22 protein-coding genes are annotated in these 25,989 nt (G+C 64.8%); 13 read left to right on the forward strand and 9 right to left on the reverse strand.

Translation table 11 applies throughout. The annotated features are described in order from the left end of the window. Positions 1–21: 21 nt before the first annotated feature. From RGUI_RS09160 to bchF, 4 genes are read right to left on the reverse strand one after another with little or no spacing between them, the layout of a single operon-like run. On the reverse strand, positions 22–3,597 hold the full coding sequence (locus RGUI_RS09160; RefSeq protein WP_081532772.1) for a magnesium chelatase subunit H: 3,576 nt from the start codon (positions 3,595–3,597) through the stop codon (positions 22–24). Continuing rightward, positions 3,587–5,128 (reverse strand): ferredoxin:protochlorophyllide reductase (ATP-dependent) subunit B, encoded by a 1,542-nt coding sequence (bchB, locus tag RGUI_RS09165; protein ID WP_081532773.1) that lies wholly within the window; start codon positions 5,126–5,128, stop codon positions 3,587–3,589. Before bchB ends, RGUI_RS09160 begins: the two co-directional genes overlap by 11 nt. Beyond that, positions 5,125–6,414 carry a ferredoxin:protochlorophyllide reductase (ATP-dependent) subunit N gene (locus RGUI_RS09170; RefSeq protein ID WP_081532774.1) on the reverse strand — a complete coding sequence of 430 codons (1,290 nt, stop codon included), beginning with the start codon at positions 6,412–6,414 and terminating at the stop codon, positions 5,125–5,127. The genes bchB and RGUI_RS09170 overlap by 4 nt, the downstream gene beginning before the upstream one ends. Beyond that, entirely contained in the window at positions 6,411–6,914 is a 504-nt protein-coding gene (gene bchF / locus RGUI_RS09175) for a 2-vinyl bacteriochlorophyllide hydratase (RefSeq protein ID WP_081532775.1), read from the reverse strand. The genes RGUI_RS09170 and bchF overlap by 4 nt, the downstream gene beginning before the upstream one ends. A gap of 296 nt (positions 6,915–7,210) precedes the next feature. On the opposite strand from bchF, the gene RGUI_RS09180 reads away from it, so the two are divergent. The 6 genes from RGUI_RS09180 to idi are packed head-to-tail and all read left to right on the forward strand — an operon-like array spanning position 7,211 to position 13,431. Beyond that, the gene (locus RGUI_RS09180) at positions 7,211–7,993 is read left to right on the forward strand and encodes a B12-binding domain-containing protein (protein ID WP_081532776.1); all 783 of its coding nucleotides are present in this window, start codon (positions 7,211–7,213) and stop codon (positions 7,991–7,993) included. Positions 7,994–8,042: 49 nt separating this feature from the next. Next, on the forward strand, positions 8,043–9,467 hold the full coding sequence (gene ppsR, locus RGUI_RS09185) for a transcriptional regulator PpsR (protein WP_156882924.1): 1,425 nt from the start codon (positions 8,043–8,045) through the stop codon (positions 9,465–9,467). Between the two features lie 55 nt (positions 9,468–9,522). Then, positions 9,523–10,425 carry a chlorophyll synthase ChlG gene (chlG, locus tag RGUI_RS09190; RefSeq protein ID WP_081532777.1) on the forward strand — a complete coding sequence of 301 codons (903 nt, stop codon included), beginning with the start codon at positions 9,523–9,525 and terminating at the stop codon, positions 10,423–10,425. Position 10,426: 1 nt separating this feature from the next. Continuing rightward, positions 10,427–11,716 carry a BCD family MFS transporter gene (locus tag RGUI_RS09195; protein ID WP_081532778.1) on the forward strand — a complete coding sequence of 430 codons (1,290 nt, stop codon included), beginning with the start codon at positions 10,427–10,429 and terminating at the stop codon, positions 11,714–11,716. Positions 11,717–11,722: 6 nt separating this feature from the next. Further along, the gene (locus RGUI_RS09200; RefSeq protein ID WP_081532779.1) at positions 11,723–12,904 is read left to right on the forward strand and encodes a geranylgeranyl diphosphate reductase; all 1,182 of its coding nucleotides are present in this window, start codon (positions 11,723–11,725) and stop codon (positions 12,902–12,904) included. Beyond that, positions 12,901–13,431 (forward strand): isopentenyl-diphosphate Delta-isomerase, encoded by a 531-nt coding sequence (gene idi, locus RGUI_RS09205; RefSeq protein WP_081532780.1) that lies wholly within the window; start codon positions 12,901–12,903, stop codon positions 13,429–13,431. Before RGUI_RS09200 ends, idi begins: the two co-directional genes overlap by 4 nt. Before the next feature lie 9 nt (positions 13,432–13,440). On the opposite strand, the gene RGUI_RS09210 is transcribed toward idi, so the two are convergent. Both RGUI_RS09210 and RGUI_RS09215 read right to left on the reverse strand, forming a co-directional pair. Continuing rightward, positions 13,441–13,920 (reverse strand): NUDIX hydrolase, encoded by a 480-nt coding sequence (locus tag RGUI_RS09210; RefSeq protein ID WP_081532781.1) that lies wholly within the window; start codon positions 13,918–13,920, stop codon positions 13,441–13,443. Positions 13,921–14,080: 160 nt separating this feature from the next. After that, positions 14,081–15,046 (reverse strand): DUF808 domain-containing protein, encoded by a 966-nt coding sequence (locus RGUI_RS09215; protein ID WP_081532782.1) that lies wholly within the window; start codon positions 15,044–15,046, stop codon positions 14,081–14,083. A 161-nt stretch (positions 15,047–15,207) separates the two neighbouring features. On the opposite strand from RGUI_RS09215, the gene RGUI_RS09220 reads away from it, so the two are divergent. The 5 genes from RGUI_RS09220 to RGUI_RS09240 all read left to right on the forward strand — a co-directional run bounded on the left by RGUI_RS09220 (position 15,208) and on the right by RGUI_RS09240 (position 20,256). Continuing rightward, positions 15,208–16,047 carry an ArsR family transcriptional regulator gene (locus RGUI_RS09220; RefSeq protein WP_081532783.1) on the forward strand — a complete coding sequence of 280 codons (840 nt, stop codon included), beginning with the start codon at positions 15,208–15,210 and terminating at the stop codon, positions 16,045–16,047. Next, the gene (locus RGUI_RS09225; RefSeq protein WP_081532784.1) at positions 16,044–17,042 is read left to right on the forward strand and encodes an ArsJ-associated glyceraldehyde-3-phosphate dehydrogenase; all 999 of its coding nucleotides are present in this window, start codon (positions 16,044–16,046) and stop codon (positions 17,040–17,042) included. Before RGUI_RS09220 ends, RGUI_RS09225 begins: the two co-directional genes overlap by 4 nt. Continuing rightward, positions 17,039–18,304 carry an organoarsenical effux MFS transporter ArsJ gene (gene arsJ, locus RGUI_RS09230; protein ID WP_081532785.1) on the forward strand — a complete coding sequence of 422 codons (1,266 nt, stop codon included), beginning with the start codon at positions 17,039–17,041 and terminating at the stop codon, positions 18,302–18,304. The genes RGUI_RS09225 and arsJ overlap by 4 nt, the downstream gene beginning before the upstream one ends. A gap of 96 nt (positions 18,305–18,400) precedes the next feature. After that, positions 18,401–19,276: a nitrilase-related carbon-nitrogen hydrolase gene (locus RGUI_RS09235; RefSeq protein ID WP_081532786.1), complete on the forward strand. Its 876-nt coding sequence runs from the start codon at positions 18,401–18,403 to the stop codon at positions 19,274–19,276. 170 nt (positions 19,277–19,446) lie between these two features. Continuing rightward, positions 19,447–20,256: a B12-binding domain-containing protein gene (locus RGUI_RS09240; protein WP_081532787.1), complete on the forward strand. Its 810-nt coding sequence runs from the start codon at positions 19,447–19,449 to the stop codon at positions 20,254–20,256. Between the two features lie 70 nt (positions 20,257–20,326). On the opposite strand, the gene RGUI_RS21710 is transcribed toward RGUI_RS09240, so the two are convergent. Further along, on the reverse strand, positions 20,327–20,860 hold the full coding sequence (locus RGUI_RS21710) for an HdeD family acid-resistance protein (RefSeq protein WP_172841115.1): 534 nt from the start codon (positions 20,858–20,860) through the stop codon (positions 20,327–20,329). 340 nt (positions 20,861–21,200) lie between these two features. Here RGUI_RS21710 and fabI point away from each other — a divergent pair, with 340 nt between their 5' ends. Together fabI and RGUI_RS09255 are read left to right on the forward strand one after the other, a co-directional pair. Then, positions 21,201–21,965: an enoyl-ACP reductase FabI gene (gene fabI, locus RGUI_RS09250; protein ID WP_081532788.1), complete on the forward strand. Its 765-nt coding sequence runs from the start codon at positions 21,201–21,203 to the stop codon at positions 21,963–21,965. Positions 21,966–21,985: 20 nt separating this feature from the next. After that, on the forward strand, positions 21,986–24,304 hold the full coding sequence (locus RGUI_RS09255) for a DUF3141 domain-containing protein (protein ID WP_081532789.1): 2,319 nt from the start codon (positions 21,986–21,988) through the stop codon (positions 24,302–24,304). Between the two features lie 70 nt (positions 24,305–24,374). On the opposite strand, the gene rpoN is transcribed toward RGUI_RS09255, so the two are convergent. Next, positions 24,375–25,673: an RNA polymerase factor sigma-54 gene (gene rpoN, locus RGUI_RS09260; protein WP_081532790.1), complete on the reverse strand. Its 1,299-nt coding sequence runs from the start codon at positions 25,671–25,673 to the stop codon at positions 24,375–24,377. A gap of 100 nt (positions 25,674–25,773) precedes the next feature. Further along, a complete protein-coding gene (locus RGUI_RS21195) occupies positions 25,774–25,983 on the reverse strand; it encodes a hypothetical protein (protein WP_156882927.1) in 210 nt (69 codons plus the stop codon). Positions 25,984–25,989 lie beyond the last annotated feature (6 nt).

Consider the following 25,989-nt stretch of genomic DNA (forward strand, 5'->3'; position numbering starts at 1 on the left):
TGGTTCCCTCCGTTTGCGGCTCTATTCGGCCGCGATTCCTTCAAGCCGGTCTTCCAGCTCGTCGGCCGCCGCCTGCAGCGCGGCCAGTGTCTCGGCGTCGGGTTGCCAGTAGTTGCGGTCATGCGCCTCCAGCAGGCGGTTGGCCATTTTGGCGCTGGCCGCCGGGTTCAGGCTGGCCAGCCGTTTGCGCATTTCCTCGTCCAGGACGAAGGTTTCCGACAGCCGTTGATACACCCAGGGCTCCACTTGGCCAGTCGTTGCCGACCATCCCAGGGTGTTCGTCACTTGCGCCTCGATCTGGCGCACGCCTTCATGCCCGTGTTTCAGCATGCCCTCGAACCACTTGGGGTTCAGGCTGCGGGACCGGGTTTCCAGATCGACCTGCTCTTTCAGGGTGCGCACCTTGCCCTCGCCGCGGGTGGTGTCGCCAATATAAACGGCCGCATCCTTGCCGCCACGGGCGCGCTTCACCGCACGGGAAATCCCGCCGAGCGTGTCGAAATAGTGGTCGACGGTGGTGACACCCAGTTCCACGCTTTCGAGGTTCTGATAGGCGACATCCACGTCTTTCAGGGTTTGCTGCAACAGCGCCGCATTGGCCTTGGACTTGCCATCGCGACCATAGGCAAAGCTTTTCCGCGCCTCGTAGGCATCGGCCAGTTCATCCTCATCGCCCCAGGCGCCGCTGTCGACCAGCCCGTTGACATTCGACCCATAGGCCCCTTCGGCGTTGGAAAAGACGCGGAGCGCGGCACATTCCATGTCGACGCCCATCTTCTCGGCATGGGCCAGCGAATGGGCGCGGATGAAGTTCATCTCCAGCGGCTCATCCTCGGCCATCGCGGCCTTCCACGCCGCTTCGGCCAGCATCCGGGTCTGCAGCGGCAGAAGGTCGCGGAAGATACCCGAGAGCGTCATCACCACGTCGATGCGCGGGCGTCCCAGGTCCTCCAGCGGCACCAGATCGGCCCCGGACAGGCGGCCATAGCTGTCGAACCGCGGCTTCGCCCCCATCAGGGCCATTGCCTGCGCGATCGGGCCACCGTCGGACTTGATGTTGTCGGACCCCCACAGGACCATCGCGACGGACCGCGGCAGGCTGTCATGGGCGTCCAGCAGTTTCTGGGCCTGTTTCGCGCCCTCGTTCATCGCGAATTGCGTGGGCATGCGGAACGGGTCGAACGCATGGATATTGCGGCCCGTCGGCAGAACCTCGGCCGACCGGATCAGGTCACCGCCGGGCACGGGCTGGATGTACCGCCCGCCCAGCGCGCGCAGGATCGCCGGCAGTTCGGTATCCTGCTGCAACCAGTGATCGACGCGGTCGCGGGTTTCGTCATCCACGTCGCACATGACGCGCAGATGTTCCTTGCGCTCGTCATCCGTAACCGGGCGGCCCACCACGTGCAGACCGTCGGGGATCAGCGCGTCTTCGGTTTCCAGCAGTTTCAGCCACAGCTTCTCGGGCGGGGTGCCGCCCATGTCCACGGCCTCCGCCTGCATCTTGATCAGTTCTTCCAGATCGGCCTGTTCGGGGGAGCCGGGTTCGGTCTTCCGCCACCGGGTCAGGCTGTCTTTCAGTTCCTGCAACCCCTTGTAGAGGCCGGAGGACGCCAAGGGCGGGGTCAGGTGCGTGATGGTCACCGCGTTCGACCGGCGCTTGGCCAGCGTCGCCTCGGACGGGTTGTTAGAGGCGTAGAGATAGACGTTCGGCATGTCGCCGATCAGCCGGTCGGGCCAGTCGCGCGCGCCCATGCCCGCCTGCTTGCCCGGCATGAATTCCAGCGCGCCGTGCATCCCGAAATGCAGCAACACATCGGCGCGGAACATGTTCTTCAGCCACAGGTAGAAGGTGCTGAACGCATGGGTCGGCGCAAAGCCCCGTTCGAACAGAAGGCGCATCGGGTCGCCCTCATACCCGAAGGTCGGCTGCACGCCAACGAAGACATTGCCGAATTCGACACCGAGGACGAACACCCCGCGCCCGTCGGACCGGACCTTGCCGGGGGCCGGGCCCCAGACCTCCTCGATCTCGGACAGCCACGGCGTGCCACGCACGATGTCATCGGCAGAGACATGGGCGCAGACATTGGCCTCTTGCCCATATTGCTTGGCGTTGCCTTCAAGGATCGCGGTGCGAAGCTCTTCGACCGAGGCGGGCAAGTCGCCGGTCTGGTAGCCCTCGGCCTTCATCCGGTGCAGCGTGTTGAAGAGGCTTTCAAAGACCGACAGATAGGCGGCGGTGCCCACGGCGCCCGCATTCGGCGGGAAGCCGAACAGGATCACGCCGACCTTGCGGTCCGCCACCTGGCTGCGGCGCAGGCGGGCCAGACGGTCGACCTTGGCCGACAACGCGTCGACACGTTCGGAACAGGCGTCCATCTGCTTGGATTCGCCCTTGTTGCTGCAATCCCGGCCACAGCCGGTGCAGCCCTGCGGCCCGTGGCGCCCGCCAAAGACCGTCGGCGAAATCGCCCCGTCCAGTTCGGGCAGCGCAATCAGCATGGTGGTTTCCACCGGGCCCAGACCGCCGGAGGAGTCGCTCCACTGGCCCAGCGTCTGGAATTCCAGCGGGTGCGCGGCGATGTAGGGCACATCGAGTTCGCTCAGCACCTCGACCGCGGCCTCGCTGTCGTTATAGGCCGGGCCGCCGATCAGGCTGAACCCGGTCAGCGAGACCAGCGTGTCGATATGCACGCTGTCCTCACCCTTGAAATAGGCGTCGATCGCCGGGCGCGCATCCAGACCGCCGGCGAAGGCGGCGATGACGCGAATGCCGCGCTCCTCAAGCGCCCGGATCACCGCGTCGTAATGCGCGGTGTCAGAGGCGAGGATGTAGGAGCGCATCATCACGATTCCGACCGTCGCCACCGGGTTTTCGGGGCGCGGCAGGACCTCGATATCGGTGGTGATGCCGTGGGGAATATCGGGGTGGTACAGACCGACCTCGGGGTATTCGACCGGGGCCTCGGACTTGGTGCCGCGCCATGCCTCTTCATGGGCATAGCGGGAGACGAGGAAGCGGACCATCTGCTCCACGTTGTCGTCGGACCCGCCCAGCCAGTACTGCATCGTCATGAACCAGGCGCGCAGATCCTGCGCCTTGCCGGGGACGTATTTCAGCATCTTCGGCAGGCGGCGCAGCATCGCCATCTGCTTTTCGCCGCCGGTCTTTTTCGGGCCCTTGTCGTCGCTCGACCCGCGCAGCTTCTTCAGCAGCTTCATCGGGCCCGAGGCGGGCTTCATCATGTCCAGATCGCCCATCCTGGTCAGGGTCACGATCTGCTTGTCGGCGATAATGCCGATCATCGCGTCGCAATGGTCGCGGCGCTGCTGCAACTCCGGCAGGATGGCGTTGATATGTTCCTCGATGAACAACAGGTTCACCAGGATGATATCGCCGTTCAGCACGTCATCCTTGGCCAGGGCCAGGGCATCGGGGTTTTCAGACCATGTGGCCGCGGCGTGAACCGAGACCATCAGCCCCGGAAAGTCGTTCTTCAGACGTTCGGTGACGCGCTCTGCGGGACCGGCGGAATGGGAGTCCAGCGTGACAATGACGACTCGGTAACCGGGGATATGGCGATCATCGCGCATAGTGGGCCTTTGCCTCGTACAGTGTTTCGACGCTGATTTCGGACACGCCCTTTTCGAGCGCGAATTTCTCGGTGTTCCGCTTGGCCTTGCCACGGACGAAGAAGGGGATCTTCTTCAGCTCTTTCTCAGCGGAGGAGAGCCAGACGATTTCACCCTCCTGCGGGGCGGCGGCGGGCGTTTCCGCCTCGGGTTCGGGCGCGGCATCCAGATCGCGCAGCTTGGCTGCGCCGCCGTGGTGCGAGGCGCCGGCCTCGTCGTGGAACTCGAAATCTTCGCGGAACATGTGCAGAAGGTGCTCTTCCAGCCCCATGACCAGCGGGTGCACCAGCGTGTCGAAGATCACGTTCGCGCCCTCCCAGCCCATCTGCGGGCTGTAGCGGGCGGGAAAGTCCTGCACATGGACGGGGGCAGAGATCACGGCGCAGGGGATGCCAAGCCGCTTGCCGATATGGCGTTCCATCTGCGTGCCGAGGATCATCTCGGGCGCCAGATCCTCGATCGCCTTCTCGACCTCAAGGTAGTCGTCGGTGATCAGCGCTTCGACACCGTATTCCTTGGCGAGCGCACGGATATCGCGGGCGAATTCGCGGTTGTAGCAGCCAAGGCCGACCACCTCGAACCCCATCTCGTCGCGCGCGACGCGGGCCATGCATTTGACATGGGTCGCATCGCCGAACAGGAAGACCCGCTTGCCCGTCAGGTAGGTGGAGTCGACCGAACGCGAATACCACGGCATCCGCAGGCGCGAGTCGTCGGCCTTGGGCGCGACCCCGGCGATCTTGGCGACCTCGGCGATGAAATCGCGGGTCGCGCCGATGCCGATGGGCACGGTTTTCGTATAGGGCTGGCCGAGGTTCTTTTCGGCCCAGCGCGCCGCGGTCTCGGCATGTTCGGGATACATCAGCACGTTGAAATGGGCCGCGCCCATCCGGGCGATGTCCGCCGGCGTCGCGCCCATCGGGGCGACCACGTTCACGCTGATCCCCATGTCTTCCAAAAGCGCCGTCACCTCGACGATATCGTCACGATGACGGAAACCGAGGCCGGTCGGGCCGATCAGGTTGGCAGAGACATGCGCAGTGCGGTCCATCGGCCTGGCCAGACGCTTGACGATCTGGAAGAACGTCTCATCCGTGCCGAAATTCTCTTTCCGCTGATAGCTGGGCAGTTCAAGCGGGATCACCGGGATGCCCAGATCCATGGTCGCCGCCATGCCCTCTGGGTCGTCCTGGATCAGTTCTGCGGTGCAGGAGGACCCCACGATCATCGCCTGCGGCTGGAACCGCTCATGGGCATCGTGCAGCGCGGTCTTGAACAGGTTCGCGGTGTCCGAGCCCAGATCGCGCGCCTGAAAGGTGGTATAGCTGACCGGCGGGCGATGGTTGCGACGCTCGATCATCGTGAACAGCAGATCCGCATAGGTATCGCCCTGCGGCGCATGCAGGACGTAGTGCAGCCCCTTCATGCCGGTGGCGACGCGCATCGCGCCGACATGGGGCGGCCCCTCATAGGTCCAGACGGTCAGCTTCATGCTGCGCCCTCCATGTCAGCGAGGATTTCCCGGCGGCGCAGCGGGCGCGCGAAGAGCCCAGCAAGGTCCCCCGCCTGCTCGTACAGATGCACCGGCGTGAAGACCAGTTCGATTGCCCATTTGGTCGACAGCCCCTCGGCCTCCAGCGGGTTGGCAAGGCCCAGCCCGCAGACCGTCAGATCGGGCCGGGCGGCCTTGCAGCGATCAAGTTGCAGATCGACATCCTGCCCTTCGGCAATCGTCGGACCCTCGGCCAGCAGATCCAGATCGGGGCCGACGATCTGCTTGTTGATGAAGGGCGCCCCGACCTCGACCGCCGTCATCCCGCATTCACGGGTCAGGAAGCGGGCCAGCGGTATTTCCAACTGGCTGTCGGGGAAGAAGAAGATCGACTTGCCGTTCAGCGTCTCGGCCGCCGCGGCGATCGCCTTGCGGGCCCGGGCGCGGGGGGCGTCGGTCACCTTGGCGAAGGTTTCGGGCGAGACCCCGAATTCCTGCGCAATGGTCCAGAGCCACGCGGTGGTGCCCTCTTCGCCGAACGGGAAGGGGGCGGACAGGATTTTCGCCCCGCGACGCTCCAAAAGCGCGGCGGTTTCGTTCAGGAAGGGCTGGGTCAGCGCAACAAGCGTGTTCGACCCCACGCCCGGCGCCTCGGCCGCGCGGTGGGCGGGCAGGCAGTGGATCGGCTTCACGCCCATGTCGGACAGCAGGCTGACCGCCTGATCCTCGACGACATCAGGCAGCGCACCCACCAGCAGCAACTGCCGCTCGTCGGTGTCGGCCAGCGTCGGCACCATGGTGGCAAGGCAGGCGTCCTCGCCCTCGGTAAAGGTCGTCTCGATGCCGGAGCCGGTGTAGTTCATCACCCGGACGCTGGGCGCGTATTTCTCGGTCAACCGTTCCGCCGCGCGATGCAGGTCGAGCTTGATCACCTCGGACGGGCAGGAGCCCACGAGGAACAGCTGCTTGATGTCGGGGCGGCGGGACAGCAGCCGGTCGACCTCGCGGTCAAGTTCGGCATTGGCATCGGCAAGACCGGCCAGATCCTTTTCCTCAAGGATCGCGGTGCCAAAGCGCGGCTCGGCAAAGATCATCACGCCGGCAGCCGATTGCAGAAGATGGGCACAGGTGCGCGACCCAACCACAAGGAAGAACGCATCCTGCATCTTGCGGTGCAGCCAGATGATCCCGGTCAGGCCGCAAAAAACCTCGCGCTGGCCGCGCTCTTTCAACACGGGCGCGTTGCGGCACCCATGGGCCGGCGGCTGGGGCGTGAAATCGTTCATGCGGGCACCTCGGCGGCGTCGGCCTGCCCCTGCAGGCGCGCCATGCGCAGTTTCCAGAGGAATTGACCGGCGTTCACGACATAGGTCGCGTAAGCCGCCAGCGCGATCAGCATCTGGCCCGTCGGCCCGATATTGCCCGTCAACAGCGCCCACATGTAAAGCGTGTGCAGGAAGATCACCGCCATCGAAAAGACATCTTCCCAGAAGAAGGCGGGGGCAAACAGGTACTTGCCGAAGACGACCTTTTCCCAGATCGCGCCGGTGACCATGATCGTGTAGAGCACGAAGGTCTTCAGCACGATCGAGATCGTGGCCGCGGTGTACCCCTGGTCGGTCACCAGATAGCGGATGACAAGACCGAGCGAGACCAGGAAAACCAGAAATTGCAGCGGCGCAAGAACGCCCTGAACGGTTGTCCAGACGGTTTCGTCGCGGCGGCGACGTTCTTCCGGGGTATAGAGCTGCACCGCCTTTGCGGCGGCTTTCTTGTGCTCTGACATCCTCCGACTCCCTGACAGGCGGTGGCTTCGTTAAACTAGACACCAGTCCCGGAAAGTGTCAATTGTAATTTACACTCTTTGCGTCTACACTTCCCGCGGAACGAGGGTCATGTCGAGCCTTGACACACCAACAAAAGCCCATTGTTTTCAGGTGGCTGGGGCGTCAAGACTTGATTCCTCCGAGCACGGGGAAGCCAGAGTGTCAATCGGGTTTGACAATGATGGACAGGACGCAGGCAGGGCAACGCGGTCCGTATCGCGAATCCGCCCCGTCCCGACCGTGACGGAGATTCAGGATGCCTGACACCCACAAGCATCTGGAGCAGGAACCGGTGCGCCATGGCGAGGTAGAGTCGCTGGCCACGCAGGTTCTGTCGGCACTTGCGCAACGCGCAGGGCATTCCGGCAAGACCGTCGACGAAGGGGTGCTTGCGCATTTCTGCGCGGATATTCTGAAGACAAACAGCGCGGGCAAGCCCGACGCGGTTGCCGACCTGCGCCGGCAGGGCATCGACCCCGGTGCGATCCTCGACGGCTATATTCCCGCCGCGGCCCGGGAACTGGGCGATCGCTGGTGCCGGGACGAGTTGAGTTTTGCCGATGTCACCATCGGCACCGCCCGCCTGCAGGCAATCCTGCGTGAGTTGAGCACCCCGCACGCCACCGACGCGATGACCGCCCCCGACGCGCCCAGCGTTATGCTGATCGTGCCGGCGGACGAATTCCACACGCTGGGCGGCATGGCCGCGGCCAGCCAGATGCGGCGCATGGGCCTGTCGGTCTGCCTGTGCCTTGGCCAGTCCGAGGACGACATCCTGCACAAGGCATCAAGCCGGCAATTCGACATGATTTCGATCTCTGTGTCCTGCCGCAGCCGGCTGGAGACGGTCCGACAGCTGATCAATCGTCTGCGGGCCGCCGCCCCCAAGGGAACGCCGGTCGTCATCGGCGGCATGATCCTGGGCAACAGCGAAGACGTTCCGGCCCTGACGGGCGCGGATTTCGCCACGTCGGACGTGCGGGAAGCCTTGCGCCTGTGCGGCGTGACAGCACCCGCCGAGCGGGCGGTGAAGCCATGAGCACGGGCATCAACATCGGGGGGCGGCCGGGCGGGCCGGGCACAAGACGGTGACCTCACGCGGCGCGAAATACTGGAGCAATGGCGCGATCCCGCTGATCGCCCCCGAGATGCTGGGCGAAATCATCGCGACGGCGTCCGACATCGCGCTTGTGATCAATCTGGACGGCAAGATCCTTTCGGTTCTGGTGAACCGTCAGCACCGGGCCTTCAACCAGCTTGACCACTGGGAAGGTCGCGACATTCGCGACGTTCTGACCGAGGACAGCCGCCCCAAGCTGGAAGCCCGCCTGAGGATCTTTGCCGAGGGCGGTGAAAGCTCCAAACAGGTGGAACTGAACCACTATGACGGCGAGAACTGGGATTTCCCGGTGCGCTACTCGTTCCACCGGATCGGGGCAGATGCCAGCATCCTGCTGATGCTGGGCCGTGACCTGCGCCCGATTGCCGAGATGCAGATGCAACTCATCGAGGTGCAGATGGCGCTGGAGCGGGACTATGAGACCCAGCGCGAATACGACACCCGCTATCGCGTATTGACCGAAGCCACCCGGGACGCCTTCGTCTTCGTCGGCACGAAATCGGGCCGCGTCGTCGATGCCAACGAGGTCGCCTGCGACCTGCTGGGCCTGGAGCGGGACGCCCTGGTCGGCAACGCGTTGGCACAGGAATTCGACAGCCGCCGCCGGGCGGAATTCATGGAAGCGTTGACGCAAAAGGCGATGGATGCCGACGCCCCGCCGCTTGAGGTGGAAACGCGCCGGACCAAGACCCGAGCCGTGCTGACCCCCACCGCCTTCCGCGCCGCGGGGGAGCCGCTGATTCTGTGCCGCATCGACCCGATAGAGGCGGCCGGGGCTGGCAGCGGCGAGTTGGGCGAAAACCTTCTGGCGCTTTACCACAAGGGCGTGGATGCCATCGTCTTTACCGACAAGGACGGCGTGATCCTTGCCGCCAATGAAAGCTTCCTCGGCCTGTCGGACGCCCCCCATATCGGGTCGGTCAAGGGGCGGTCGCTGGGGGAATACCTTGTCCGGGGCAGCGTCGATTTGCGGGTGCTGATAGAGAACGCCACGCGCGCGGGCCAGATGCGGATGTTCGCCACGAAACTGGCCGGCGAATACGGGGCGCAGGTCTCGGTCGAACTGTCGGCCACCTATCTCAGCGACCAGTCCGTGCCGTGCATCGTCTTCGTGATCCGCGATGCCAGCCGGATGGAAGGCGTTCGCAAGCCCGGCGTTGCGGTATCGGACGACGCGATGCGCAGCGTGATGGAACTGGTAGGATCGGCGAACCTGAAAGACATCGTGGCAGAGACCACCGACGTCGTCGAAAAGATGTGCATCGAAACAGCCGTGGAACTGACGCGGAACAACCGCGTGGCCGCGGCCGAGATGCTGGGGCTCTCACGGCAGAGCCTGTATGTGAAATTACGCAAATACGGGCTGCTCAGCCGCGACGGAGGCGACGGCTGAGCGACCCGATCAGGAAGGAAGGCCCCGCCCGGGGCAAGGAGATCGTGCGGAAGACATGACCGATATTTCTGTTCAGACCCGGCGCCTGCCGGAACCGGCCGCGATGCTGTCGGTACTGCACCCTGTGACCTGGTTCCCGCCGATGTGGGCCTATCTGTGCGGCACCGTGTCCTCGGGCGTGTCGCCGCTGGAAAAGCCGGGCCTCGTGCTTTTGGGCATCGTGCTGGCCGGCCCCGTCGTCTGCGGGATGAGCCAGGCGGCGAATGACTGGTGCGACCGCCATGTGGACGCGATCAACGAACCCGACCGCCCGATCCCGTCGGGGCGAATCCCCGGGCGATGGGGGCTTTACCAGGCCATCGTCATGTCGCTGCTGGCGCTGGTCATCGGCTGGCAACTCGGCCCGTGGGGCTTTGTCGCCACGATCCTTGGCGTGGCCGCGGCCTGGGCCTATTCGGCCGAACCCGTCCGGTTGAAGAAATCCGGCATCTGGGGGCCGGGGCTGGTGGGCCTGTCCTATGAATCCCTGCCCTGGTTCACCGGGGCGGCCGTTCTGTCGGCCGGTGCGCCGTCGATCTATGTCGTGGTCATCGCGCTGCTTTACGGCATCGGTGCGCATGGCATCATGACGCTGAACGATTTCAAGGCGCTGGAGGGCGACAAGGCGACCGGCGTGAACTCGCTGCCGGTGACGCTTGGGCCGGAAAAGGCGGCTTGGGTGGCCTCCATCGTGATGGCGATCCCGCAGATGGTGGTGATCGCGCTTCTGTGGCTGTGGGACCGGCCGTGGCATGCAGGCGGCGTGACCGTCGTGCTGCTGGTGCAGTTCTGGGCGATGTCGGTGATGATGCGCGACCCCAAGGGCAAGGCGCCCTGGTACAACGGCGTGGGCGTGGTTCTGTACGTGTCGGGCATGATGATGTCGGCCTTCGCGATCCGCTCGCTCGGGGGCGCATGAGATGACGCTCACCTGGCTTCAGATCGTCCGGCTGGGGATGGTCCAGATGTGCCTTGGGGCCATCGTGGTGCTGACCTCGTCGACGCTGAACCGGCTGATGGTGGTCGAACTGGCGTTGCCCGCGATCCTGCCGGGCTTTCTGGTGGCGCTGCACTACGCGATCCAGATCACCCGGCCAAGCTGGGGCTTTCTGTCGGACACGCGCGGCCAGCGGACGCGATTCATCATCGGCGGCATGGCCGTTCTTGCGCTTGGCGGCTATGCGGCGGCGACCGGTGTCGTGGTTCTGGAAAACAGCTATTGGGCCGGGCTTGGGATTTCGATCCTCGCCTACGCGCTGATCGGCGTGGGGGTTGCGGCCTCTGGCACATCGTTACTGGCGCTTCTGGCCACGGCCACCGCGCCCGACCGGCGGGCCGCGGCGGCGACCATCACCTGGCTGATGATGATCGCGGGGATCGCGGTCACCGCCGGCACGGTGGGCCAGTTCCTTGACCCCTACACCCCTGCGCTGTTGATGAAGATCGTCACCATCGTGACCGTGGGCGCGGTGGCCGTGACCACGCTGGCCGTCTGGGGGATCGAGCGTCGCGTCATCGCCCAGCGCGAACCGGACGAGATGCCGTTCTGGCAGGGGTTCAAGGAGGTGTGGAGCGAGCGCCGCGCGCGGATCTTCACCCTGTTCGTGTTCCTGTCGATGTCGGCCTATTTCATGCAGGAACTGATCCTCGAACCCTTCTCGGGCCTCGTCTTCGATTTCACGCCGGGGCAGTCGACCTCTCTGTCCGGCGCGCAGCATGGCGGCGTGTTCCTCGGCATGATCGTGGTTGGCGTCGGGTCGTCGGTGCTGCGCATCGGTGCCCTCCGCACTTGGGTGATCGCGGGCTGCCTCGGCTCCGCCGCGGCGCTGGTCACCATCTCAAGCCTCGGCAATTTCGGCAGCCACCTGCCGCTGACACCGGCGGTGATCGCCATGGGCTTTTTCAACGGCATGTTCACCGTCGCCGCGATCAGCGCGATGATGGCACTGGCCGGCGAAGGACGCGATGCACGCGAAGGCACGCGCATGGGCCTTTGGGGCGCGGCGCAGGCCATCGCCGCCGGATTTGGCGGCCTTCTTGGTGCCGCCGCCGCCGACAGTTTGCGCCAGATCATGGAAGACGCCCCCGCGTTCGGGTTTGTCTTCCTGACAGAAGCGGTTCTCTTCGTGCTGTCCGCATGGATGGCACTGAGGATCATGGATTCCAATAAACCCTCAACGGAAAACGCGGGCCTCGTGCCAGGGGAGTGAAGAAAAATGATCTATGACGTCGTCGTCGTTGGAGGAGGCCCTGCCGGGGCCACGGCAGCCGAAGACCTCGCCCGGTCGGGCAAGAAGGTCGCCCTTCTGGACCGGGAAGGCCGGATCAAGCCCTGCGGTGGCGCGATCCCGCCGCGGCTGATGCGCGATTTCGATATCGGGGACGATCAGCTTGTGGCGAAGATCGACACCGCCCGGATGATCTCGCCCACCGGGCGCTTCGTCGATATCCCGATCGAGGACGGCTTCGTCGGCATGGTCGACCGCAAGGATTTCGACCCGTTCCTGCGCGACCGCGCAGCCAAGGCCGGGGCCGAGCGGCACACAGGTACCTTCCTGCGGGTGGAGCGGGAAGAGGAAAAGACCTTCCTCGTCTACCGCAACAAGGAAACCAAGGAAGAGGTCAAGCTGCAGACCAAGTTCATCATCGGCGCTGACGGGGCCCGGTCGGACGTGGCCCGGGCCGAGGTGCCGGGCGGCGACAAGATCCCCTACGTGATCGCGTATCACGAAATCATCGACGCGCCGATGGCCGTGGGCAACTACATGCCCAACCGCTGCGACGTAATCTATGACGGCCGGATCAGCCCCGATTTCTACGGCTGGGTTTTCCCGCACGGCAAGACATGCTCGGTCGGCATGGGCACCGGCGTCGACGGGTTCGACCTGAAACAGGCCACCGCCGATCTGCGCAAGATGGCCGGGCTCGACCAGGCCGAAACCATCCGCAAGGAAGGCGCGCCGATCCCGCTGAAGCCGATGAAGAAATGGGACAACGGCCGCGACGTGGTTGTGGTTGGCGATGCGGCGGGCACCGTGGCCCCGTCCTCGGGCGAAGGCATCTATTACGCCATGTATGGCGGGCGGATCGGCGCGATGGCCGTGTCGGCGGCGCTGGCCTCTGGCCGGGCGTCCGATCTGAAACTGGCCCGCGCGCAGTTCATGAAGGATCACAAGATGACCTTCAACGCGCTGCAAAGCATGCAGGATGCGTATTACCACAGCGACGAGCGGCGCGAACGCTTCGTCTCGCTCTGCCATGACGTGGACGTGCAGAAGCTGACGTTCGAATCCTACATGAACAAGAAGCTGACGAAGAAGCGTCCGCTGGCCCATATCAAGATCGGTGTGAAGAACGTCGCCCACCTGACCGGCCTCGTGTCGCCGCAATACACATGAGCGAGATGATCCCGGCCTGGGTAAACGGTGAACTGACGCCCGTGGAGAAGCTGGAGGCCCACCAGAAGGGCCTCCGCCACAAGGCGATCTCGGTATTCGTGATGGATGGCGACCGGGTGCTGATCCAGCGCCGGGCCTTGGGCAAGTATCACACGCCCGGATACTGGGCGAATACCTGCTGCACCCATCCCCGCTTTGACGAGGCGTCGGAGGATTGCGCCCGCCGCCGGCTGGAGGAGGAGCTCGGCATCACCGGCCTGACCCTCGATTTCCGGGAAACGGTGGAATACCGCGCCGATGTCGGCAACGGGTTGATCGAGCACGAGGTGGTCGACATCTACGTTGCCCCCGCGGGCCCGGACCTGAAGATGGACCTCAACCCCGACGAGGTGATGGACGCGAAATGGATCGCGATGGACGATCTGGCGCGCGAAACCCGCGAGAACCCGGATGCCTATACCCCGTGGTTGCAGATCTATCTGGAAAAGCACAGCGACGCGATCTTCGGGACGTTGTCGCCGGCATGAGGTCAAGCCCTACGGGGCCTTGACCTTGTACAGCGGACGGATTTCGGGGCGCTTGTGCGCCTCGTTTTCCAGATGGCGCAGCAATTCGGCAAGTTCGGGTTCCATCACCCGCTTGGCCGCCTGATGCGGCGTGAACCAGTGGCGCTTGCGCTCCCGGCGTTCCTTCCACCGGGGGAGCAGTTTCTCGACCAGCATCGGATACACCCTGACCCGGCACCAGACAGAGCCGCCGTCATCCAGCCGCTTGTCATAGTGATACTGCCCGATTTCTTTCCGCCCGATGCGGCCCACGGCGCCGGCCTCTTCCAGCGCCTCGATCCCGGCCGCCTTCCAAGGCTTCTTGCCATCGATGCGCCACCCCTTGGGCATCACCCAGCGCCCGGTATCGCGCGAGGTCACCATCAGAACCCAGAGCTTGCCCTTGTTGTCCCAACGCATGGGCAACGCGGCGATCTGATCGCCGATGACCTGTCCGTCGCCATCTGCCATGCAGACGTCGCCTCCCCCCAGACAATTTCACACCGCGCGGCCCCAGCCTGCGCGGCAGTTGCGGAACACTCCTTGCGATGAAGTCGAGACCTCCCCCTAACAGGTCATCGAAACAGTTTTGTTACAGGGACACAAGGCCCGGGTCTTCCCGGCCCCCAGGTCATCCCCCCCGGTTGAAAAGACGGGCGAGCGGCGTGATGCCGTAGACCACCACCGGGATCAGGACAAACCCCAGCAGCAGACCGATCACGCCGTCAAGGGCGGCGGTCACGACCCACCCCACGCTGCCCGACAGGGTGGCCGGCGCCGCGTGCGCGGCCCCTTCGGCGACGTGGTGAATGCTGTCATAGGGCCAGTGCCAGCCCAGATCGTGCAGCCCGTGCACGATGATCGAGCCGCCGACCCAGATCATCGCGGCCGTCCCCACCAGAACCAGAAGCGTCATGAAGCCCGGCATGTTGCGCACGATGGCCCTGCCCAGCGCCCGCGTCGCCGCAAGCCGCCCCCGCTGCGCCATGGCCAGCCCCGCATCGTCGGCCTTCACGATCAGGCCCACCGCTCCGTAGACGCCGACCGTGATCAGCACCCCCGCCGCCGCCAGAACCACGGCCGTCGTCCAGAGCGAAAGCTCGCCCGGGATGGCCGACAGGATGATCGTCATGATCTCGGCCGACAGGATGAAATCGGTCTTGATGGCGCCCTTGACCTTTTTCTGCTCCAGATGCGTGGCCGAAAGCTTTTCCTTGTAGAGTTCTTCGGCGGAATGATCGGCGGGGTTCAGCGCGTGCCAGACCTTCTCTGCCCCCTCGAAACACAGATAGGCGCCCCCCAGCATCAGAAGCGGTGAGATCGCCCAAGGCGCAAACACCGACAGCAGCAAGGCCACCGGCAACAGCAGCACCAGCTTGTTGAAAAGCGACCCGCGCGCGATCTTCCAGACGATGGGCAGTTCCCGGTTGGCCGAAAAGCCGTGGACGTATTTCGGCGTGACGGCCGCATCGTCGATCACCGCGCCCGCCGCCTTGGACGAGGCCTTGACCGCCTGCCCCATCACATCGTCGACCGAGGCCGCCGCGACCTTCGCAATCGCCGCGACATCGTCCAGCAGCGCCAACAGACCGCTCATGCCATGCCTTTCCCTGAAAATCTCTTGTGCGGACCATAGCGGGCCGGAGTCCGGCGTCCAATGACGATTGGGCCAGAGCTGCAGGCAGAGGGCCATGCCTATTTCGGGCTTTCGTGAAATAGGGATTGCGCCAAGCGGCATGTTTCGGTAGTTTGTGAAATATGGAAAAAGAATACATCGCCTCGCTCGCCACGCTCGGGCATGCCGGCCGGATGGCCGTGTTCCGGCTGTTGATGCGCCGCTATCCGCAGGCGGTGCGGGCCGGCGATCTTGCCGCCGCGCTGTCGCTGAAACCCAGCACGCTGTCGATGTACCTGTCGGCGCTGCAAAATGCCGGGCTCGTCGCGCAGCAGCGGGAGGGCACGGCACGGCTTTACCGCGCGCGCATGGACCGGGCCGAGGCGTTGATCGACTTTCTGTTTGCCGATTGTTGCCGCGCACGGCCGCAACTCTGTGCGCCGCCCCTGCCCCTTTCCGAAAAGGAGACCCAAGAAATGCCGATCGAAAAGTACAATGTGCTGTTCATCTGCACCGGAAACTCCGCCCGCTCGATCTTTGCGGAGTCGATCCTGCGCGGCATCGCCGGCGACAGGTTCACCGTATATTCCGCGGGCACGAAGCCCTATTCGGAGTTGAACCCGATCGCCATCGAAACGCTGAAGGACAAGGGCTATGACGTCTCGGGCCTGCGCGCCAAGAACGTGAACGCGTTCCGCGGGCCCGATGCGCCCCGGCTCGATTTCGTGTTCACGGTCTGCGATCAGGCCGCGAACGAGGAATGCCCGCCCTGGGAAGGCCAGCCGATCACCGGCCACTGGGGCGTGCCCGACCCGGTCAAAGCCGAAGGGACAGAGGCCGAAAAACGCCTCGCCTTTCAACACGCCTATGGCCAGTTGAAGAACCGCATCACCGCCTTTGCCGCCCTGCCCCTTGCAACGCTGGATCGCGTCGGCCTGCAATCGGCCGTGGATCACATCGCCGACGACATGGAGACCGCATGACCCGCTATGCCCTGAACGGCCTTGGCCGGATCGGAAAACTCGCGCTGCGCCCCCTCTTGGAGCGGGGCGCCGACATCGCCTTTGTCAACGACAAGACGGGCGATCCGGAGATGCATGCGCATCTGCTGGAATTCGATACCGTGCATGGGCGCTGGCCCGCCAGTTTTGGCCATGACGACACGTCGATCACCATCAACGGCACGCGCCTGCCGGTGACAAGTCATGCGAGGGTCGAAGACCTGCCGCTTGACGATGTCGATGTGGTCATCGACTGCACCGGCGTCTTCAAGACCGAGGCCAAGATCGCCCCCTATTTCGAGGCCGGTGTGAAAAAGGTCGTCGTCTCTGCCCCGGTCAAGGACGGGGACGCGGCGAATATCGTCTATGGCGTCAATCACGGCATCTATGACGCGGACCGCCACCGGATCGTCACCGCCGCAAGCTGCACCACCAACTGCCTTGCCCCGGTGGTCAAGGTGATCCACGAAAGCCTTGGCATCCGCCACGGGGTCATCACCACGATCCATGACGTCACCAACACGCAAACCATCGTGGACCGCCCCACGAAAGACCTGCGCCGGGCGCGGTCGGCGCTCAATTCCCTGATCCCGACGACCACCGGGTCGGCCACGGCAATCACGCTGATCTACCCCGACCTGAAGGGTAAGCTGAACGGCCACGCGGTTCGGGTGCCGCTGCTGAATGCTTCGCTCACCGACTGCGTGTTCGAGGTGGAACGGGAGACGACGGCGGCCGAAGTGAACAGCCTGCTCAAGACCGCCTCCGAGACCGAGTTGCAGGGCATCCTCGGCTTCGAGGAGCGGCCGCTGGTGTCGTCGGACTATGTCAACGATGCGCGGTCTTCCATCGTCGACGGGCCGTCCACCATGGTCGTGGACGGCACGCAGGTGAAAATCTATGCGTGGTATGACAATGAATGGGGCTATGCCAACCGGCTGGTCGACGTGGCCTTCATGGTGGGGGAGAGCCTGTGAACCGGTCCGACGGACTGTCCGCCTATATCGCGGTCACGGCGGCCTATTGGGCGTTCATGCTGACCGACGGCGCCCTGCGCATGCTGGTGCTCTTGCATTTCCACACGCTGGGCTTCAGCCCGGTGCAACTGGCCTATCTGTTCGTCCTGTATGAAATCGCCGGAATGGTGACGAACCTGTCCGCGGGCTGGATCGCGGCGCGGTTCGGGCTGACCTCCACCCTGTTTGCCGGGTTGGGCCTGCAAGTCGCGGCCTTGATCGCACTGGCCTTCCTTGACCCCGGCTGGGCCATCGGGGCGTCTGTTGCCTATGTCATGGCGGTTCAGGGGGCGTCCGGCGTGGCCAAGGATCTGGCCAAGATGAGTTCGAAAAGCGCGGTGAAGCTCTTGGCGCCGAAATCCTCGGACGGGCTGTTCCGCTGGGTCGCGGTGCTGACGGGGTCGAAAAACGCGGTCAAGGGCGTGGGCTTCCTGCTGGGCGCGGCTTTGTTGGCGCTGTTCGGTTTCGTGCCGGCGGTGCTGGGCATGGCCACGGTGCTGGCGGTCATTCTGGCCACGGTGCTGTGGCGGATGCCGCCGGGCCTGCCTGCGGGCCGAAAGGACGCCAAGTTCCGGGAGGTCTTTTCGAAGAACCCCGATATCAACTGGCTGTCGGCCGCGCGGGTGTTCCTGTTCGGGGCGCGCGACGTGTGGTTCGTGGTCGGCATCCCGATCTACTTTTACGCTGTGCTGTCGGACGGCAGCGAGGCGGGCAACCGCGCGGCGTTCTTCATGATCGGCACCTTCATGGCGGTATGGATCATCCTTTATGGTGCGGTGCAGGCCAGCGCCCCCCGCCTGCTGGGCGCGGCGCGCAAGACCCAAGGGGAGTTGGTGGCGGGCGCCCGTGTCTGGGCCGGCGCTCTGGCCGCGGTGCCTGCGGTCCTTGCCCTGCTGGTCTGGGCGGCCGGCGCCCCGGCAATGTGGCTGACCGCCGCGTTGGTCGTCGGGCTTCTGGTTTTCGGCGGGCTCTTCGCGGTCAACTCCGCGCTCCATTCCTACCTGATCCTTGCCTTCACCAGGGATGAGCGGGTGACGATGGATGTGGGTTTTTACTACATGGCCAATGCCGGTGGGCGGCTGCTGGGCACGGTGCTGTCTGGCCTGACCTATCAGTTGGGCGGCGTGGCGCTTTGCCTTGGCACCGCTGCGGCGATGCTGGCCATCAGCAGCCTGATTGCCGGCCGGTTGCGCACGACCGGGGCCGACCCGGTGGCGACCTAGGCTTTTTCACCTCCTGCCCTTGCGCTAGGAAGGGGCAGGAGGACACCCAATGCCCGCCATTGCATGTCCGGTATCGGACGAACGGAAAGGCCCCTGATGCCCCGTTTCCTGACAGTCGGCGCGGCGCAAATCCACTCCGCCACCGGTGACATCGACGCCAATCTCGACAAGCATCGCGAGATGATCGCCCGCGCGCGCAGCGCGGGTGTCGATGTGCTGATCTTCCCCGAACTGTCCCTTGTCGGCCATTACGGGGCAGAGCGTCTGCTGGACGTCTGCATGCCGCGCGGCGATGACCGCCTGACAGCCCTCAGCCAAGAGGCCGGCGAGATGGAGATCGTCGTGGGCTTCGTCGAGGAAGCGACGGGCGCGCAGTTCTACAATGCGGCGGCCGTGCTGCGGGCCGGGCGGCTTTGCTATATCCATCGCAAGATCAACCTGCCGTCCTATGGCCGTCTGATCGAAACCAAGTACTATGCCCATGGCCGTTTCGTCGACACGCACCGCCGCGACGATGACTGGATCATGGGCCTGTTGATCTGCGCCGATCTTTACAACCCGGCGCTGGCGCATCTCTCCTTTCTGCACGGGGCAACCTATCTGTGCGCACCGATTTCCAGCGGGCGAGAGGCGGTGGGCGACGATTTCGACAATCCGCGGTCATGGGCCACGACAATCCAGTTCTACGCGATGATGTATGGGGCACCCGTGATCATGGTGAACCGCGTGGGGCGAGAGGGGGACCTGACCTTCTGGGGCGGGTCGCGCATCCTTGATGCCTATGGCCGTGTGCTGGCCCAGGCGGGCGGACATGAGGAGTTGATCACCGCCCGGCTGGACTATGCCGACACCCGCAAGGCGCGCGCGATGCTGCCCACGGTACGCGACAGCAATCTCGCGCTGGTCCAGCGAGAAACCAACCGCCTGATCGAGCGTCTTGGCGTTCCCGATATGGTCCGCGACGAGTCCTGAGGCATGGCGCCTGCCGATTGGGCATTACAGGCGAAAGGGTGCCAACGCGCCATCACCCGACGGTTGCATTGACATGGATCAAGGCCGATAATCGACATATCGGAAATGAGTTCCGCAAACGCCGCCCGAACAGAGAAGCGGCAACAACGGGAACCTAGGGGAGGGTGGCAATGCCATCTGAACAATCGCGTCTGCCGGGCGACGCATCGGGCGCGCATGCGTCCTTGCCATGCCGTCCGCTGCCAGAATCGACGCTCCGCCGCGTCGCAAGCGAAGCGCTCTTGCGGGTGGCAACGACACCCTCGACCCGCGCCGGAAGGATACCACGCCCAGCCCCGAAAGAGGTCGCGCGCCTGTGCGCGGCCCTGCTGGAACCGGGCGCCATGGCCGGGCAGACGGCGATCGAGGATCTGCTGGCCGCCGGCATCGGCCGGTCGACCCTGATGCTGGGCCACCTGCCCGAAGCCGCGCGACGACTGGGCGAGATGTGGGAACGCGACGAGGTGTCGTTCATCCAGGTCGGTCAAGCGGTCGGTCGCCTGCAACGACTGATGCGGGTGTTGCGCGCGCCCGGCGAAGGACGCACGCCCCATGCCGGCCGTCGCGCCCTGTTCGCGACGATGCCTGGAGAGACCCACACCCTGGGCGTAATCATCGCGGCCGATGCCTGCCGCGAACGGGGCTGGGCCGTCGATCTGTCCCTTGGCGAGGACCGGCAGGTGCTGCTGGACGAGATTGCCAACAATGCCTACCCGCTGCTGGGGCTTTCGGTCGGCAGCGCGCGAACCTGCGCCGCCCTTGCCGATCTGCTGCCGGACCTGCGGGCCGCGGCACCGCAAACACCGTTTCTTCTGGCGGGGTCTTTCGTGGCCACCTCCCCCTGGCGGGTGCGCAGCCTTCCGGTCGACGGCTGGGCCAAGGACGCGACAGAGGCCCTGTCCGAAATGGCCCGCCTGGTCGAGGTGAACCGCGCCGGATAGGCACCGGCCCTGCCCCTTTTAGTGCGCCCCCACGGCACGCCCCGAACGGCGCGCCGTGGCGCAGTGATTTCTAGTCGAAGTAGTCCTCGTCCGAGACATAGCGCACGAACATCGACGCAAGGATCAGCACAAGCCCCGTCACCACAAGCTCGATCGACAGCAGGACGCCAAGCACCACCTCGATAGAGTTGGGGAAGGCGAAAAGGATCATCCCCGCCAGCACGACCGACACGCCCCCCGACATAACGATGGGCCAGAACACGCGCTTGCCCCAAGCCGACAGGCCCAGCCACATCTTGGCCGCACCGCTTGCCAAGAGCAGCACAGCCAGCACCAGCGTCAGCGAAACGATGCCCTCAAGCGGGTTGAGCAGGAGCGCGATGCCCAGCAGCACGAACGCGACAGAGAGCAAAAGCTCCCACACATAGGCCGCCATGCTCTTCTCACGGGTCGAGCCGAAAAGCTGCAGGGTACCGCCAAGGATGAAGACCCAGGCGATGAGTTGTTCGACGGTCAGGGACGCCGCAAAGGGGTTGAAAAAGGCGGCCACCCCGCCCGCCAGAATGAGTAGGCCGATGATCAGCCAAAGAAACCAGTTCGTCATCATGTCGCTCCTTGCTTGCGCCGGGTATCTGCGTCTTGTGCGGCCCCGGCACCTTGTCTGCTGACCCAAGTAAGCCAGACTGCACCGGCACTGGCAAAGGCTTTCCCAACCCTTTCGCACATTCCCGGCCCCAATCCATCGCAACGCTTCTGTGCGCTTCGGGGTCGGCACTGCCAAAAGATGCAGCGCTTGATGCTGCAGTGCAGCGATGTAATAAAAGTGACTTGGTCCCGCTCTATTCAGGCGGTGAAGATTGAAACCTGCGCTTTGGGGCTCCGGCCGCCCTCTCCAACGGGTGCCCGCAACCACGGGGCAGAGGTCATTGCAAGGAGTAGACTTGATGTTCTCGCTTGAAGGGAAAAAGGCGCTTGTCGTTGGGGTGGCCAACGACCAGTCGATTGCGTGGGGCATCGCCCGCGCGCTCAAGGCGCAGGGGGCCGAGCTTGCGATCACCTATCTCAACGACAAGGCCGAGAAATACGTGCGCCCGCTGGCCGAAGAACTCGACGCCGCACTCATCGAACCGCTCGACGTGACCGAGGACGCGCAGCTTGATGCGCTGTTCGACAAGATCAAGGCCGAGTGGGGCCGGCTTGATACTCTGGTCCACTCCATCGCCTTCTGCCCGCGGGACGACCTGCATGGCCGCGTCGTCGACACCTCGCGCGAGGGGTTCAAGCTGGCGATGGACATCTCCGTTCATTCCTTCGTGCGCATGATCAACCGGGCGGAGGCGCTGATGCCCCATGGCGGCACCTGCATGACCGTCAGCTTCTACGGCGCCGAGAAGGTGGTCGAGAACTACAACGTCATGGGCCCGGTGAAGGCGGCCCTTGAATCGGTCACGAAATACATGGCCGCCGAACTGGGGCCCAAGGGCATTTCCGTGCACGCCCTGTCGCCCGGGCCACTGAAGACGCGCGCGGCCTCTGGCATCGGTCATTTCGATGACCTCTTGAATGCCGCGGCCGAACGCGCGCCGACCCATCACCTTGCCACCATCGACGATGTCGGGGCCTATGCCGCCTTCCTTGCCAGCCAGGAAGCCTGGAACGTCACCGGCAGCGTGCACCATATCGACGGCGGTTATCACATCGTCGGCTGACAAGAGGAAGGACTACAGCAATGGCCAATTCCACGACCATTCCCGACCCGACCGAAACGCTCGACTCGTTGAACAAGAATTCCGAGATCTTCCGTACCGCCGCGACGCGCCACGTCGAACGCGCACAAGCGACGATGAAAGAGCGCAGCGATGCGATGACCGATCGCGCGACGGGACTGGCCGAAAGCTTCGGCTCGCTCAGTTCGCCGCAGGCGGTCGCACAGGCGTGGAGCGACTACGCCAAGGACGCCAGCCAGCGCGCGGTTCTGTTCGCCGATGCCCTGCGCGCGCGGGCCGACATGCTGGTCGACCACAACAAGGATTATGGCGCCAAGCCGGTGCTGGTCTATGACAGCGAACTGGTGATGGACGGCGCCGACCTGCCCCGGCCGTGCAACTATTTCCTGCTGCGCATTCTGCCGCCCGAAGGCGTGACGGTGGACGAGAGCAAACGTCCCTATGTCATCATCGACCCGCGGGCCGGTCACGGCGCCGGGATTGGCGGCTTCAAGCGTGAAAGCCAGGTGGGGGTCGCGCTGGCCGGCGGGCATCCGGTCTATTTCGTGGCCTTCCACCAGATGCCGGAGCCGCACCAGACGCTGGCCATGGTGACCGAGGCCGAGGCCGCCTTCCTGCGTGAAATCGAACGCCTGCATCCCGATGCGCCCAAACCCGTCGTGATCGGCAACTGCCAGGGCGGCTGGGCGACGGCGATCCTTGCGGCCACCAACCCCGATCTGACGGGGCCCATCGTGCTGAACGGCGCGCCGATGTCCTACTGGTCGGGCAAGGTCGGGCAGGACCCGATGCGCTATTCCGGTGGCCTGTCCGGCGGCGTCGTGCCCGCGATGATCGCGGGCGATCTGGGCGGCGGCATTTTCGACGGCGCGAACCTCGTGATGAATTTCGAGGGGCTGAACCCCGGCCGCACATGGTTCAAGAACTACTTCGACCTCTACCAGAACATCGACCGGGGCGTGCCCCGCTTCCTCGACTTCGAGAAATGGTGGGGCGGCTTCTACCTGATGACGACCGAGGAAATCACCTGGATCGTCGAGAACCTGTTCGTCGGCAACAAGCTGTCCAAGAACATGGCGCAGATCGAACCGGGCCGCCCGATCGACCTGAAACGCATCAAGGCGCCGGTGATCTGTTTTGCCTCTCACGGCGACAACATCACGCCGCCGGGCCAAGCCCTGAACTGGATCGTCGACACCTATGCCAGCGAGCAGGAGATCGAGATCCGCGGCCAGCGGATTCTCTACATGCTGCATGAAGAGGTCGGGCATCTGGGCATCTTCGTGTCGTCCTCCATCGCCAACCGCGAGCACAGCCAGATGGCCGAGACGCTGGCCAATATCGAGGCGCTGGCGCCGGGCCTGTACGAAATCATGATCGAGGACACCAAGGGCGAGGGCGACCAGAAGCACTTCAAGCTGTCCATCGCCCGGCGCAAGTTCAGCGACATTGTCGAGGCCACCGGCGGTCGGGCCGAGGAAGCCGCCTTTGCGGCCGTCGCGCGTGGCTCCGAAGCGCTGGCAGAGGTCTATGACGCCACGCTGCGTCCCTTCCTCGTCAAGTCGGCGACGCGCGAACTGGGCGAGATGCAGCGCAAGACCAACCCGATGCGGGTGACGCGCGAGATCTTTGCCAGCTCCAACCCGGCGATGAAGCCCGTCGCCCTGGCCGCCGAACAGGCGCGTGAGAACCGGACCCCGGCCGACAAGTCGAACCCGTTCCGCCAGGCGGAACTGCTGTGGGGCGAGGTGATTGAAACCGCCTGGAACAACATGCGCGACATGCGCGAGGCGATGATGGAACTGGGCTTCCTGGGCTTCTACCTGTCGCCCTTGCCGATGCTTTATGGCGCCAAGCGCAACCATGAACGCACGCGCAAGGATCCTGGGCTTCTGTCCCAGTCGCCCGAGGTGAAGATGCACCTCAACCGCATGGGCGAAGGCGGATTGGCCGAGGGCCTGATCCGGATGCTGATCCTGCTGGCCGGCACGCGCGGCGATGTCCGCGCCGACCGGCTGGCCCGGTCGCTGGAGACGCTGCATGAAAAGGCCCCGCTGAAAGACCTGACCGTGGATCAGCGGGTCGCGATGATCCATTCGCAGACGGTCATCGCCCATTTCGCCCCGGACGAGGCCTTTGACACGCTCTCCATGCTTCTGCGCACGCCGACCGACCGCAAGAAGGCGCTGGACATGGTGATCTATGTCGTGGGCGCCGAGGACGAGATGGCCCCCGAAACCAAGGCGATGATGCAGCGGTTCCGGGATGTTCTGGGGCAGCCTGAAACAAAGCCCGTCGCCGAAACATCGGCCGCAGAGTAGACGACCGACCGACAACGACAGCACACGCCCCGGGCTTGTCCCGGGGCGTTTCCTTTCGGCCCCGCGCCCATCAGGCGGCGGTGCGGCGACGTTCGTAAGAGGCAGGAATCCCGAGGATATCGCGATACTTGGCGACCGTGCGCCGGGCCAGCGGCGTGCCCTTTTCCTTGGCCAGCTTCGCAATCGCAGAGTCGCTGAGCGGACGAGAAGCGTCTTCACCAGCCACAATATCGCCGACAAGGGCGATCAACGCATCCTGCGACGGCCCCGCATCGCCGGTGCCGGGTGTGAAGGCCCGGCTGAAAAAGGCGCGCAAGGGCACGGTGCCCCGCGGCGTTTCGATCATCCGGTGCGCGACCGTGCGGCTGATGGTGGAGGGATGCAGGCTGAGTTCTTCGGCCAGATCCTCGGTGGTCAGGGGTCTAAGATGCCGTGTGCCCTGTTCCAGATAAGCCACCTGCCGCCGCACGAGACAGCCCGCCGCCGCCAGCAGCGTGGATTGTCGCTTTTCCACCGCGCGGGACAGCCAGCGCGCCTTGGACCGGGCGCGGTTGATATAGGCCCGCGCCGCGGCGTCGTTGCCGGTATCGGGCGCCTCGGTGATCCGGATCTCGGGCAGGTTGGAGCGGTTCAACTCCACCACCCAGTCATCGCCACGGCGGAACACGCGCAAATCGGGCGGCATGATCGGCGTCTCGGACGCGGAAAAGGCAATGCCCGGCTTGGGGTCGAACCCACGGATCGCGACCAGCGCGTTGCGCACATCCTGGGGCGTGCCATCACACAGATCGGCCAGTTCCGCGATGCGCCCCTCCGCAACCATCGACAGGTTGTCGAGGATCACCGACAATTCCCATGTCAGCAGGTCCTTTTCCTGCGCCTGCAACTTCAGGCATTCGGCCAGGTTGCGCGCGAACAGACCGGCGGGCTCGAACCCTTGCAGGCGGGCCAGAACGGCCTCTGCCACGGAAACCGGAACCCGCGCGGTCGCCGCGACGGTTTCCAGCGGGGTGATCATCCAGCCGGTCGGCTCCAGCACCTCGGCAAAGGCAAGGGCGGTGCGTTGCAGCGTGGGCGACTTGAAGGCGATGTCGATCTGGTCGGCGACATGGACGTAAAGGCTGGGCTTGTCGGCGGCCAGTGCCGCGACGGCGTCGAAATCGCTTTCCCGTGCGCCGCCGGCAACGCCGGTGGGCAGCGGCGGCGCATCGTCGGGCAGCTTGACGTCCAGGCAGGGGTTTTCCTGCGCCTCGGTCGCAAGATAGGCGGTCAGGTCGAGATTGTTCATCTGCAGGATGCGCAAGGCCGCCTGCATCTTCGCCGTCATGGCCAGACCTTGGGTCTGGCGTGGCGCGAGCATCATCTCCATCGTGCTACCCTACCACAGGTTGAGGCCGTTGTCGCAGCCCGGATCGGTTTCGGTGAACGCTGGCAACGGCACCGAAATGCCGGCCCCTGCCCCCAAGGTCCTAACCGACCCGGAAAAGCAGGCCATAGCCCCCCGGCGTTGGCCGCCGGTCGCGAAGGCCAGAGGCCGGACAGGCCCCGCATTGCATGCAGCCGGCGGTATCGACGTCGACACTGCCATCCGCACGCAGGGTATAGCACCCCGCGGGGCATATCCTCGCCAATGTCTTCAAGTCGTCACCATCGCCCGTTTCCAGGTCGTCTGTTCGCACGTCGTC

Origin of the sequence: Rhodovulum sp. P5 (assembly GCF_002079305.1) — a bacterium.
In the GTDB taxonomy this organism is placed as follows: domain Bacteria; phylum Pseudomonadota; class Alphaproteobacteria; order Rhodobacterales; family Rhodobacteraceae; genus Rhodovulum.

Excerpts from the sequence above, each read along its gene's own strand:
- bchF (WP_081532775.1), bottom strand. The coding sequence starts at position 6,914 with ATGTCAGAGCACAAGAAAGCCGCCGCAAAGGCGGTGCAGCTCTATACC.
- idi (WP_081532780.1), top strand. The coding sequence starts at position 12,901 with ATGAGCGAGATGATCCCGGCCTGGGTAAACGGTGAACTGACGCCCGTG.
- RGUI_RS21710 (WP_172841115.1), bottom strand. The coding sequence starts at position 20,860 with ATGACGAACTGGTTTCTTTGGCTGATCATCGGCCTACTCATTCTGGCG.
- chlG (WP_081532777.1), top strand. The coding sequence starts at position 9,523 with ATGACCGATATTTCTGTTCAGACCCGGCGCCTGCCGGAACCGGCCGCG.
- RGUI_RS09255 (WP_081532789.1), top strand. The coding sequence starts at position 21,986 with ATGGCCAATTCCACGACCATTCCCGACCCGACCGAAACGCTCGACTCG.
- RGUI_RS09170 (WP_081532774.1), bottom strand. The coding sequence starts at position 6,414 with ATGAACGATTTCACGCCCCAGCCGCCGGCCCATGGGTGCCGCAACGCG.
- RGUI_RS09160 (WP_081532772.1), bottom strand. The coding sequence starts at position 3,597 with ATGCGCGATGATCGCCATATCCCCGGTTACCGAGTCGTCATTGTCACG.
- RGUI_RS09225 (WP_081532784.1), top strand. The coding sequence starts at position 16,044 with ATGACCCGCTATGCCCTGAACGGCCTTGGCCGGATCGGAAAACTCGCG.
- RGUI_RS09220 (WP_081532783.1), top strand. The coding sequence starts at position 15,208 with ATGGAAAAAGAATACATCGCCTCGCTCGCCACGCTCGGGCATGCCGGC.
- fabI (WP_081532788.1), top strand. The coding sequence starts at position 21,201 with ATGTTCTCGCTTGAAGGGAAAAAGGCGCTTGTCGTTGGGGTGGCCAAC.
- RGUI_RS09215 (WP_081532782.1), bottom strand. The coding sequence starts at position 15,046 with ATGAGCGGTCTGTTGGCGCTGCTGGACGATGTCGCGGCGATTGCGAAG.
- RGUI_RS09240 (WP_081532787.1), top strand. The coding sequence starts at position 19,447 with ATGCCATCTGAACAATCGCGTCTGCCGGGCGACGCATCGGGCGCGCAT.
- RGUI_RS09180 (WP_081532776.1), top strand. The coding sequence starts at position 7,211 with ATGCCTGACACCCACAAGCATCTGGAGCAGGAACCGGTGCGCCATGGC.
- RGUI_RS09195 (WP_081532778.1), top strand. The coding sequence starts at position 10,427 with ATGACGCTCACCTGGCTTCAGATCGTCCGGCTGGGGATGGTCCAGATG.
- bchB (WP_081532773.1), bottom strand. The coding sequence starts at position 5,128 with ATGAAGCTGACCGTCTGGACCTATGAGGGGCCGCCCCATGTCGGCGCG.
- RGUI_RS09235 (WP_081532786.1), top strand. The coding sequence starts at position 18,401 with ATGCCCCGTTTCCTGACAGTCGGCGCGGCGCAAATCCACTCCGCCACC.
- RGUI_RS09210 (WP_081532781.1), bottom strand. The coding sequence starts at position 13,920 with ATGGCAGATGGCGACGGACAGGTCATCGGCGATCAGATCGCCGCGTTG.
- RGUI_RS09200 (WP_081532779.1), top strand. The coding sequence starts at position 11,723 with ATGATCTATGACGTCGTCGTCGTTGGAGGAGGCCCTGCCGGGGCCACG.
- rpoN (WP_081532790.1), bottom strand. The coding sequence starts at position 25,673 with ATGGAGATGATGCTCGCGCCACGCCAGACCCAAGGTCTGGCCATGACG.